This is a genomic window from Burkholderia sp. BC1 (assembly GCF_052683555.1).
This window is the reverse complement of sequence record NZ_JBQYLP010000055.1, coordinates 19,261-30,590: the sequence shown is the minus strand read 5'-3', so window position 1 is coordinate 30,590 and position 11,330 is coordinate 19,261. Positions and strand designations below refer to the sequence as shown.

11 protein-coding genes are annotated in these 11,330 nt (G+C 67.8%); 10 read left to right on the top strand and 1 reads right to left on the bottom strand.

Translation table 11 applies throughout. The features are described 5' to 3' along the window. Positions 1 to 202: rhodanese-like domain-containing protein (locus ACSHSS_RS22740; protein ID WP_445545567.1), on the top strand; the 202-nt coding region annotated here is incomplete at its 5' end. A 60-nt stretch (positions 203 to 262) separates the two neighbouring features. Here ACSHSS_RS22740 and ACSHSS_RS22735 read toward each other — a convergent pair. Then, positions 263 to 1,591, bottom strand: a complete 1,329-nt coding sequence (locus ACSHSS_RS22735; protein WP_006412085.1) for an aspartate aminotransferase family protein — start codon at positions 1,589 to 1,591, stop codon at positions 263 to 265. A gap of 305 nt (positions 1,592 to 1,896) precedes the next feature. On the opposite strand from ACSHSS_RS22735, the gene urtA reads away from it, so the two are divergent. The 9 genes from urtA to ureC all read left to right on the top strand — a co-directional run bounded on the left by urtA (position 1,897) and on the right by ureC (position 11,328). Further along, on the top strand, positions 1,897 to 3,204 hold the full coding sequence (gene urtA / locus ACSHSS_RS22730; protein WP_006412082.1) for an urea ABC transporter substrate-binding protein: 1,308 nt from the start codon (positions 1,897 to 1,899) through the stop codon (positions 3,202 to 3,204). Between the two features lie 182 nt (positions 3,205 to 3,386). Continuing rightward, entirely contained in the window at positions 3,387 to 5,009 is a 1,623-nt protein-coding gene (gene urtB / locus ACSHSS_RS22725; RefSeq protein ID WP_035948493.1) for an urea ABC transporter permease subunit UrtB, read from the top strand. A gap of 1 nt (position 5,010) precedes the next feature. Continuing rightward, entirely contained in the window at positions 5,011 to 6,198 is a 1,188-nt protein-coding gene (gene urtC, locus ACSHSS_RS22720) for an urea ABC transporter permease subunit UrtC (RefSeq protein WP_006400917.1), read from the top strand. Further along, a complete protein-coding gene (urtD, locus tag ACSHSS_RS22715) occupies positions 6,195 to 7,052 on the top strand; it encodes an urea ABC transporter ATP-binding protein UrtD (protein WP_006411237.1) in 858 nt (285 codons plus the stop codon). The genes urtC and urtD overlap by 4 nt, the downstream gene beginning before the upstream one ends. Positions 7,053 to 7,056: 4 nt before the next feature. After that, entirely contained in the window at positions 7,057 to 7,749 is a 693-nt protein-coding gene (urtE, locus tag ACSHSS_RS22710; protein ID WP_006400919.1) for an urea ABC transporter ATP-binding subunit UrtE, read from the top strand. Between the two features lie 126 nt (positions 7,750 to 7,875). After that, positions 7,876 to 8,751: an urease accessory protein UreD gene (locus ACSHSS_RS22705; protein ID WP_045593969.1), complete on the top strand. Its 876-nt coding sequence runs from the start codon at positions 7,876 to 7,878 to the stop codon at positions 8,749 to 8,751. A 216-nt stretch (positions 8,752 to 8,967) separates the two neighbouring features. After that, positions 8,968 to 9,270: an urease subunit gamma gene (ureA, locus tag ACSHSS_RS22700; protein WP_006406310.1), complete on the top strand. Its 303-nt coding sequence runs from the start codon at positions 8,968 to 8,970 to the stop codon at positions 9,268 to 9,270. 10 nt (positions 9,271 to 9,280) lie between these two features. Further along, a complete protein-coding gene (locus ACSHSS_RS22695; protein ID WP_006408829.1) occupies positions 9,281 to 9,586 on the top strand; it encodes an urease subunit beta in 306 nt (101 codons plus the stop codon). Between the two features lie 35 nt (positions 9,587 to 9,621). Beyond that, positions 9,622 to 11,328 (top strand): urease subunit alpha, encoded by a 1,707-nt coding sequence (ureC, locus tag ACSHSS_RS22690; RefSeq protein WP_006406312.1) that lies wholly within the window; start codon positions 9,622 to 9,624, stop codon positions 11,326 to 11,328. Positions 11,329 to 11,330 lie beyond the last annotated feature (2 nt).

Below are 11,330 nucleotides of genomic sequence, written 5' to 3'. Positions count from 1 at the left end.
GTCGATTCCGATGCAGCAGATTCCCGCCCGCAGCGAAGAGCTCGACGACGAAGCGGAAATCGTCTGCGTCTGCCATCACGGGATGCGCAGCGCGCAGGTCGCGATGTTCCTCGAATCGCGCGGCTTCACGAAGCTGTACAACCTGCAGGGCGGAATCGACGCGTGGTCGCGCGACGTCGATCCGTCGGTGCCGCGCTACTGATCGCCCGCTACCGATCGCACGCCGGGCACGCGCATCGCGTGCCCGCGCTTCTCTCCTTCGCTAGTCCGTTTCCTTCAGCGCTTCCGCGACGATCGCGAACAGCTCCGCAATCTGTGCCTCCTCGACGATCAGCGGCGGCGAAAACGCGAGGATGTCGCCCGTATAGCGAATCATCGCGCCCTTCCTGTAACACCTGACGAACACGTCGTACGCGCGCGTGCCGGGCTTGCCGTCGCGCGGCTTCAGCTCGACGCCGCCGACAAGCCCGAGATTGCGCACGTCGATCACGTGCCGCGCGTCGCGCAGCTTGTGGATCTCGCGTTCGAACACGGGCGCCATGCGCGCCGCGCGGTCGAACAGCTGCTCGTGTTCGTAGACGTCGAGCGTCGCGCACGCGGCGGCCGCGGCAAGCGGATGCCCCGAATACGTATAGCCGTGGAACAGCTCGATGCCGGCCGGCGCGCCGTCGACGATCGTGTCGTGGATCATGTCGCTCGCGGCGACGGCGCCCATCGGCACCGCCGCGTTCGTCGTGCCTTTCGCCATCGTCAGCAGATCGGGCGTCACGCCAAAGAACTGCGCGGCGAACGGCGCGCCGAGACGCCCCCAGCCCGTGATCACCTCGTCGAAGATCAGCAGGATTCCGTAGCGGTCGCATAGCGCGCGCAGCCGCTCGAGATAGCCCTGCGGTGGAATCAGCACGCCGGCCGAGCCGGCGACCGGTTCGACGATCACCGCGGCGATCGTCGATGCGTCGTGCAGCGCGACGATTCGCTCGAGTTCGTCGGCGAGATGTGCGCCCCACGCAGGCTGCCCTTTCGAAAACGCGGCTTCGGCGATGTTCAGCGTATGCGGCAGATGGTCGACCGCCGGCAGCAGCGCGCCCGAATACGCCTTGCGGTTCGGCGCGATGCCGCCGACCGAGATGCCGCCGAAGCCGACGCCGTGATAGCCGCGCTCGCGGCCGACGAAGCGCGTACGTTGCGCTTCGCCGCGCGCGCGGTGATACGCGAGCGCGATCTTCAGCGCGGTATCGACCGCTTCGGAGCCGGAGTTCGTGAAGAACACGTGCTTCAGATTGCCCGGCGTATGACGCGCGATGCGCGTCGCGGCCTCGAACGCCTTCGGGTGCCCCATCTGGAACGTCGGCGCGAAATCCATCTCGGCCGCCTGCGCGCCGATCGCCGCGACGATCTCGTCGCGGCAATGACCGGCGTTCACGCACCAGAGCCCGGCGGTGCCGTCGAGAATGCGTCGGCCGTCGTCCGACGTGTAGTACATCCCCTTCGCCGATACCAGCAGGCGCGGCGCGTCCTTGAACTGACGGTTCGCGGTAAACGGCATCCAGAACGCGGACAGATCGGGCGTATTCGAGGGCGATTCGGTCATGACGTCTCCTTGGCGGTATCGGGCGCGGCCGTTCGCTGCGCCGGCGTGGTGCGCCGACGCCCGTTCGATGCGGATCGAACATCGAGTGTAGGCACCGAAACGGTGAAGCACAACCGTGCACCATCTGCGCCCGCGCGCCTGCACCGCAACGGCGCCGCCGATGCCACACGATGCGTCATCGAATCCCGCCGAACGACCGCTCGGGCCCGCCCCGCGCGGCTTCGCGCGACTGGCACATGCCTTGCGTGAGTGGATCGGCCGGCGCCGCGCGGCGCATGCGCATCCAACACGTCAAGGGGATACCGATGAAACGTCGCAGTCTGTTGAAGTTCGGTTCGATGGCCGGTGCGCTCGCGCTGGCAGGCAGGAGCCCGTTCGCGCACGCAGCCGATGCGGGCACCGGCCCGATCAAGGTCGGCATCCTGCATTCGCTGTCCGGCACGATGGCGATTTCCGAAACGTCGCTGAAGGACACGGCGCTGATGACGATCGCCGACCTCAACAAGAACGGCGGCGTGATGGGCCGCAAGATCGAGCCGGTCGTCGTCGATCCGGCGTCGAACTGGCCGCTGTTCGCGGAGAAGGCGCGCCAGCTCCTCACGCAGGACAAGGTCGCATGCGTGTTCGGCTGCTGGACGTCGGTGTCGCGCAAGTCGGTGCTGCCGGTGTTCGAAGAGCTGAACGGGCTGCTCTACTACCCGGTGCAGTACGAAGGCGAGGAAATGTCGCGCAACGTCTTCTATACGGGCGCCGCGCCGAACCAGCAGGCGATTCCGGCCGTCGAGTATCTGATGAGCGCCGAAGGCGGCGGCGCGAAGCGCTTCTTCCTGCTCGGCACCGACTACGTCTATCCGCGCACGACAAACAAGATCCTGCGCGCGTTCCTCAAATCGAAAGGCGTGAAGGAAGCCGACATCCAGGAGGTCTACACGCCGTTCGGCCACAGCGACTATCAGACGATCGTCGCGAACATCAAGACCTTCGCGCAAGGCGGCAAGACCACCGTCATCTCGACGATCAACGGCGATTCGAACGTGCCGTTCTACAAGGAGCTCGGCAACCAGGGCATCAAGGCGACCGACGTGCCGGTCGTCGCGTTCTCGGTCGGCGAGGAAGAGCTGCGCGGGATCGACACGAAGCCGCTCGTCGGCCACCTCGCCGCATGGAACTACTTCATGTCGGTGAAGAACCCGACCAACACGAAGTTCAAGGACCAGTTCGCCGCGTGGGTGAAGGCGAACAATCTGCCGGGCGGCGCGAAGCGCGTGACGAACGATCCGATGGAGGCGACCTACGTCGGCATCCATATGTGGAAGCAGGCGGTCGAGAAAGCGAAGAGCACCGACGTCGACAAGGTGCGTGTCGCGATGATCGGCCAGACCGTTGCCGCGCCGTCGGGCTTCACGCTGTCGATGGACGGCAACCATCATCTGCACAAGCCGGTGATGATCGGCGAGATCCGCGGCGACGGGCAGTTCAACGTCGTATGGAAGACGAAGACCGCGGTACGGGCGCAACCGTGGAGCCCGTTCATCGCCGGCAACCAGGGCAAGCCGGACGTCGTCAGCTCGATTCCGGCATTCCTGCGCCGGCAGCGTGCGGCGATGGCCTGATGCGATGCGGGACGTTGCTTGCATGCGCAACGTTCCGCAGGTGAGCGGTTTAGCGCGATGACGGCGCGGTACGGCGGCTGCGTCGTTGTATGCCGCATCGCGAGGCCGCCGCGGCCGCCGAAACGCGCGGCCCCGCCGCTCCACCGCACGTCACCGCTTCTCTACGCCTGACAGGATTTCCGATGCCACTACGCTTTCGCCGGGCCGTCGCCGTCGCGGCCCTCGTCTGTGCCGCTGTCGCGGGCGCGCTGCCGCACGCGGCATACGCGCTGACGGCCGCCGACACCGCCGCGCTCGCAGGCGACGACTTCGATGCGAAGACGGCCGCGATCGAACGGCTCGCCAGCGATACCGATCCGCGCGCGCGCGCGCTGCTCAATGCACTGTCGAGCGGCGACGCGCTCGCGACCGGCGACGCGCACGTGCTGATCCAGAGCGGCGACACCGCGCACGACGCGCTCACGCAGGCCGCGACGCCGGCGGGCGACGCGCAGCCCGTGATGCTGAACAACCTGTTGCGCACGAAGATCGCCGCCGCGCTGTCGGGCCTCGCGCTGGCCTCGCCCGACGTCGCCGCGCGGCGCGACGCGATCGATGCGCTGCTGAAGTCGCCCGATCCCGCGCTGAAGCCGATGATCGAACGCGCTCGCGCGAAGGAGACCGATCCCGCCCTGAAACGCCGCCTCGACGCGCTGTGGGCGATCGCCGCGCTGCACGATGCCGATCCGGCGAAACGCCTCGAAGCCGTGCGCGTGGTGGCCGCGCGCAGCGATGTCGACATGATCGAGCAGTTGCGTCCGCTCGTCGCGAAGAACGCGGACGGCAGCTTTGCCGAACCCGACGCGCGCGTGCGCGACGCGGCCCAGCACGGGCTCGACGCACTGCATGCGCTGCAGCGCCGCGCCGAGATCGTCGGCACCGTGTTCGCGGGCCTGTCGCTCGGCAGTGTGCTGCTGCTCGCGGCGCTCGGCCTCGCGATCACGTACGGGCTGATCGGCGTGATCAACATGGCGCACGGCGAATTCCTGATGATCGGTGCGTACGCAACCTATGTCGTGCAGACGCTGATCCAGCGCCACGCGCCGGCCGCGTTCGACTGGTATCCGCTCGTCGCGGTGCCGGCCTCGTTCGCGACGGCCGCACTCGTCGGCATCGTGCTCGAACGGCTCGTGCTGCGGCATCTGTACGGCCGCCCGCTCGAGACGCTGCTCGCCACGTTCGGCGTGAGCCTGATCCTGATCCAGGCGACGCGGATGCTGTTCGGCGCGCAGAACGTGCAGGTCGTGAATCCGTCGTGGATGAGCGGCGGCGTCACCGTGATGCAGAACCTGATCCTGCCGTACAACCGGCTCGCGATCCTCGCGTTCGCGCTCGCGGTAGTGGGCGTCGCATGGGCCGTGCTGACGAAGACGCGGCTCGGCCTGTTCGTGCGCGCCGTCACGCAGAACCGCCGGATGGCCGCATGCGTCGGCGTGAAGACCGCGCGCGTCGACGCCTATGCATTCGCGTTCGGCGCCGGCATCGCGGGGCTCGGCGGCTGCGCGCTGTCGCAGATCGGCAATGTCGGCCCGGACCTCGGGCAGAACTACATCATCGATTCGTTCATGGCGGTCGTGCTCGGCGGCGTCGGCCAGATTGCCGGCACCGTGCTCGGCAGCTTCGGCCTCGGCCTCGTCGGCAAGGCGATCGAACCGTTCTGGGGCGCGGTGCTGGCGAAGATCGCCGTGCTCGTGATGATCGTGCTGTTCATCCAGAAGCGTCCCCAGGGCATGTTTGCCGCGAAGGGCCGCAGCGCGGAGGCTTGACGTGACTTCCCTCACCGATTCGTTGTCGAACGCGGCCGCCGATGCGCAGCCGCACGCGCCCGCCGCGCGCACGCACGGCGGCTTCGCACTGGGCCTGCCGCCGCGCCCGGCGCTGCTGTCGCGCCGCGCATGGCTCGCGCTCGTCGCGCTGTGCCTCGCGGTCGGCATCGGCGTGCCGCTCGCGGCGCTCGTCGCGCCCGAGTCGAGCGCGTTCCATCTGTCCGCCTATGCGATGACGCTCGCCGGCAAGCTGATGTGCTATGCGATCGCCGCGCTCGCGCTCGATCTCGTCTGGGGCTACTGCGGCATCCTGAGCCTCGGCCACGGGCTGTTCTTCGCGCTCGGCGGCTATGCGATCGGCATGTACCTGATGCGCGAGATCGGCCGCGACGGCCAGTACGGCAGCGACCTGCCCGACTTCATGGTGTTTCTCGACTGGCATCAATTGCCGTGGTACTGGGCCGGCACGCAGCACCTCGCGTGGGCGCTGCTGCTGGTCGTGCTCGTGCCGGCCGTGCTCGCGTGGGTGTTCGGCTTCTTCGCGTTCCGCTCGCGCGTGAAGGGTGTCTATCTGTCGATCATCACGCAGGCGCTGACGTTCGCCGCGATGCTGCTGTTCTATCGGAACGAGACGGGCTTCGGCGGCAACAACGGCTTCACCGATTTCAAGCGGATCGCCGGCTTCCCGATCACGTCGCCCGGCACGCGTACCGTGCTGCTGCTGCTCACGTTCGCGACGCTCGTGCTCGCGTTCGTCGCCGCGCGCGCGATCGTCACGAGCAAGCTCGGCCGCGTCGTGACCGCGGTGCGCGACGGCGAGACGCGGCTGATGTTCCTCGGCTACAGCCCGCTCGCCTACAAGCTGTTCGTGTGGACCGTCTCGGCCGTGCTGTGCGGCATCGCGGGCGCGCTGTACGTGCCGCAGGTCGGCATCGTGAACCCCGGCGAGATGTCGCCCGGCAATTCGATCGAGATGGCGATCTGGGTCGCGGTCGGCGGACGCGGCACGCTGATCGGCCCGATCGTCGGCGCGTTCGCGGTGAACGGCGCGAAGAGCGTGTTTACCGCCTACTTCGCCGAATACTGGCTGTTCTTTCTCGGCCTGATCTTCGTGCTCGTGCCGCTGCTGCTGCCGCGCGGGATCATGGGCGTCGTCGAACGCGTGCTTGCGAAAGGGGAAAGCCGATGAACGGAACGGCGCTCTATCAGTTCATTCCGCCGCCGGAAGACGATCGGCATACGGTGAGCGGCACCGCGTCGATGGGCCGCGTCGCGCCCACGGGCATCGACACGTCGCACGGCACGATTCTCTATCTCGAGGACATCGACGTGAGCTTCGACGGCTTTCGCGCGCTGAACAAGCTGTCGCTCGCGATCGACGTGGGCGAGCTGCGCTGCGTGATCGGACCGAACGGCGCGGGCAAGACGACGATGATGGACGTGATCACCGGCAAGACGCGCCCCGATGCGGGCAAGGTCTTCCTCGGCCAGACGCTCGACCTCGCGCGGATGAACGAGCCCGAGATCGCACGTGCGGGGATCGGCCGCAAGTTTCAGAAGCCGACCGTGTTCGAACAGCATCCGGTGTGGGAAAACCTCGAGCTCGCGATGCAGACCGACAAGGGCTGGCTCGCGTCGCTGCGTGCGCGGCTCGACCGCGACGCGCAGGCGAAGATCGAGGAAACGCTCGCGCTGATCGGCCTCGAAAGCCACGCGTTTCGCGCGGCGGGCGAGCTGTCGCACGGCCAGAAACAGCGGCTCGAGATCGGCATGCTGCTGATGCAGCGCCCCGCGCTGCTGCTGCTCGACGAACCGGCGGCCGGGATGACCGATCACGAGACGATGGAACTCGCGGAACTGCTGAACACGTTGCGCGGCACGTGCTCGATGATGGTCGTCGAGCACGACATGGAATTCGTCGCGGCGCTCGCCGGCGACGCGGGCCGCGTGACGGTCATGGCAGAAGGCGCGGTGCTCGCGCAAGGCACGCTCGATCAGGTCAAGCGCAACGACGCCGTGATCGAGTCTTACCTCGGACGATGATGCGATGCTGAAGATCGAAGCGCTGAACCAGTACTACGGCGGCAGCCATATCCTGCGCAACGCGACGCTCGATGCCGAAGACGGCAAGCTCACCGTGCTGCTCGGCCGCAACGGCGTCGGCAAGACGACGCTGCTGCGCTGCGTGATGGGCGTCGTCGCCGCGAAAAGCGGCACCGTGTCGTGGCGCGGCGCGTCGCTCGGCACGTTGCGACCGGAGGCACGCGTGGCCGCCGGACTCGCCTACGTGCCGCAGGGCCGCGACATCTTTCCTCGATTGACCGTCGAAGAGAACCTGCTCGTCGGCGCGGCAAGCCGCAGCGCGCGCTCGAAAGTGCCCGAGCGCATCTATGCGCTGTTCCCCGTGCTGAAGGACATGCGCGCGCGGCGCGGCGGCGACCTGTCGGGCGGCCAGCAGCAGCAGCTCGCGATCGGCCGCGCGCTGATGAGCGAGCCGCAGCTGCTGATCCTCGACGAGCCGACCGAAGGCATCCAGCCGTCGATCATCCAGGACATCGGGCGCACGCTGCGGCAGCTCGTCGACGAAACGAAGATGACCGTGCTGCTCGTCGAACAGTATTACGATTTCGCGCGCTCGATCGCGGACCGCTACTGGGTGATGAGCCGCGGCGAGATCGTCGCGGGCGGCGACGCGCGCGACATGGATGCGAACGGCGTGCGCGAACTCATCGCGGTGTAGCGCGCCGCGCGACCTTCATCGTCGGCACTTCCGCGAAAGCGGCATCGGCATTATTGTTCCGGTAGCATCCGCATTCGCGCTGCCGGTTGCGCGCCGATCCGCTCCCTTCGTTTTCCTTTCGCACCGATGTCCGCCTCCGATTCCCACGCGCCGCTGTCGCGCCCCGCCGTCGCCAAGTCGTGGCGCGGCCGCCTCGAACTCGGCTTCGAACGGCAGCACACGCGCACGGCACTCGTGCATCGCTTGCACGACGGCCCGTTGCGCGTGCAGCGCCCGCTGTATCCGGAAGGCGACGCGATCTGCCATGCGGTGATCGTGCATCCGCCGGGCGGCGTCGCGGGCGGCGACCGACTCGACATCGACATCGCACTCGGCGAGGACACGCACGCGGTCCTCACCACACCGGGCGCGACGAAGTGGTACAAGTCGAACGGACTCGACGCCACGCAGCGCATCGCGATCGTGCTCGGCGAACGCGCGAAGCTCGACTGGCTGCCGCAGAACAATCTGTTTTTCGATCACGCGCACGCGTCGCTCGATTTCTCGCTGACGCTCGGCGCAGGCGCGAGCGCGATCGGCTGGGAAGCGACGCAGCTCGGCCGCCAGGCGGCCGGCGAAACCTGGGCGGCCGGGCGCGTCGCGTCGACGTCGACGCTCGTCGATGCGCACGGCCGGCCGCTCTGGACCGAGCGCGCGCTGCTCGATGCGCGCGACCCGCTGCGCGCGGCACCGCAGGGCCTCGCGGGCTTCCCCGCGTACGGCACGCTGTGGGCGGCCGGCGCCGCGTGCGACGCCGCACTCGCCGAATCGCTCGCCGAACGCATGCCGTTCGACGACGCGCTGCGCGCGGGCGCGACCTGCGTGACGCCGGGCGTCGTGCTCGTGCGCGCGCTCGCCGCGTCGATGGAAACGCTGCAGCGTCACCTCACCGACTGCTGGCTGCATCTGCGGCCGATCGTGCACGGCGCCGAGGCGCGACCGTTGCGCCTCTGGCAGACCTGAGCACGCGCACCAGTTCGGCGCGCGCCGATGCACGGCTTTCGGGCAGCACGCACGACGAATGTGCATGGAATCGCGCGCGACGTGCATGGCACGCCCCTTGCTGCTTACCGATCCGCTACGTCGCGCACGTCGAACGACACGGTGCTACGATGAGCCGCGTTCCCGCACGGGTGCCGTGTGCCGTCGAACATTACGCTTTCCTGAACGTCCGCCTTCATGAAACTGACTCCCCGAGAAAAAGACAAGCTGCTGATCTTCACGGCGGCACTGCTGGCCGAACGTCGCCGCGCACGCGGGCTCAAGCTGAACTATCCGGAGGCGGTCGCGTTCATCACGGCCGCGCTGATGGAAGCCGCGCGCGACGGCAAGACCGTCGCCGAAGTCATGCACTACGGCACGACGCTGCTCACGCGCGACGACGTCATGGACGGCGTGCCGGAGATGATTCCCGACATTCAGGTCGAAGCGACCTTCCCCGACGGCACGAAGCTCGTCACCGTCCATCACCCGATTCCGTAAGGCACCGCGCATGATCCCCGGCGAAATCCTCACCGACGACGGCGAACACGAACTGAACGCGGGACGCGCGACGATCGCGCTCGTCGTCGCGAACACCGGCGATCGGCCGGTCCAGGTCGGCTCGCACTATCACTTCTACGAAGCGAACGACGCGCTTGCGTTCGACCGCGAAGCCGCGCGCGGCTTCCGGCTGAACATCGCGGCCGGCACCGCCGTGCGCTTCGAGCCGGGCCAGACGCGCACCGTCGAGCTCGTCGCGCTCGCGGGCGATCGCGTCGTCTACGGTTTTCAGGGCAAGGTGATGGGGCCGCTCTGAGCGACGCCCGCGCTTCTCATCAGGAACAGCACGACATGACACTACGCTTGAGCCGCCGCGCGTACGCGGAAATGTTCGGGCCGACGACGGGCGACCGCGTCCGCCTCGCCGACACCGAACTGCTGATCGAGATCGAACGCGACTTCACGACCTACGGCGAGGAAGTGAAGTTCGGCGGCGGCAAGGTGATCCGCGACGGGATGGGCCAGTCGCAGCGCGTCTCGGCCGAGGTGCCCGACACGGTGATCACGAACGCGGTGATCCTCGATCACTGGGGCATCGTGAAGGCCGACATCGCGATCAAGCACGGCCGCATCGCCGCGATCGGCAAGGCCGGCAACCCCGACATCCAGCCCGGCGTGACGATCGCGATCGGTGCGGGTACCGAAGTGATCGCCGGCGAAGGGCTGATCGTGACCGCGGGCGGCATCGATACGCACATCCATTTCATCAGCCCGCAGCAGATCGACGAAGCGCTCGCGTCCGGCGTCACGACGATGCTCGGCGGCGGCACGGGGCCCGCGACCGGCACCAACGCGACGACCTGCACGCCGGGGCCGTGGCACATGGAACGGATGCTGCAGGCGGCCGACGGCTGGCCGATCAATCTCGGCTTTCTCGGCAAGGGCAATGCGAGCCGGCCGGAGCCGCTCGTCGAACAGATCGCGGCCGGCGCGATCGGGTTGAAGCTGCACGAGGACTGGGGCACGACGCCTGCCGCGATCGATACCTGCCTGTCGGTCGCCGACGATACCGACACGCAGGTCGCGATCCATACCGACACGCTGAACGAAGCCGGCTTCGTCGAATCGACGGTCGCCGCGTTCAAGGGCCGCACGATCCACACGTATCACACCGAAGGCGCGGGCGGCGGCCATGCGCCCGACATCCTGAAGGTGTGCGGCGAAGCGAACGTGCTGCCGTCGTCGACGAATCCGACGCGCCCCTACACGATCAACACGCTCGAAGAGCATCTCGACATGCTGATGGTGTGTCATCACCTCGATCCGTCGATCGCCGAGGATCTCGCGTTCGCCGAATCGCGCATCCGCCGCGAGACGATCGCGGCCGAGGACATCCTGCACGATCTCGGCGCGCTGTCGATGCTGTCGTCCGATTCGCAGGCGATGGGCCGCGTCGGCGAAGTGATCATCCGCACCTGGCAGACCGCGCACAAGATGAAGGTGCAGCGCGGCGCGCTGCCGGAAGACAGCGCGCGCAACGACAACTTCCGCGCGAAGCGCTACGTCGCGAAGTACACGATCAATCCGGCGATCACGCACGGTATCGCGCACCACGTCGGGTCGATCGAACCGGGCAAGTGGGCGGATCTCGTGCTGTGGGAACCGGCGTTCTTCGGGATCAAGCCGACGATGATCCTCAAGGGCGGGATGATCGCGCTCGCGCAGATGGGCGACCCCAACGCGTCGATTCCGACGCCGCAGCCGGTTCACTATCGCGAGATGTTCGCGACGCGCGGCGGCGCGCTGGCCCGCACGTCGCTGACCTTCGTGTCGCAACTGGCGGCCGACGCAGGCATCGCCGAGCGCTACGGGCTCGCGAAGCCGATCGTGCCGGTGCGCAATTGCCGCCAGGTCACGAAGGCCGACATGATCCACAACGCGTGGCGCCCCGCGATCAGCGTCGATCCGGAGACCTACGACGTGATCGCCGACGGCCAGCTGCTGACCTGCGAACCCGCATCCGTGCTGCCGATGGCGCAGCGCTATTTCCTGTTCTGACC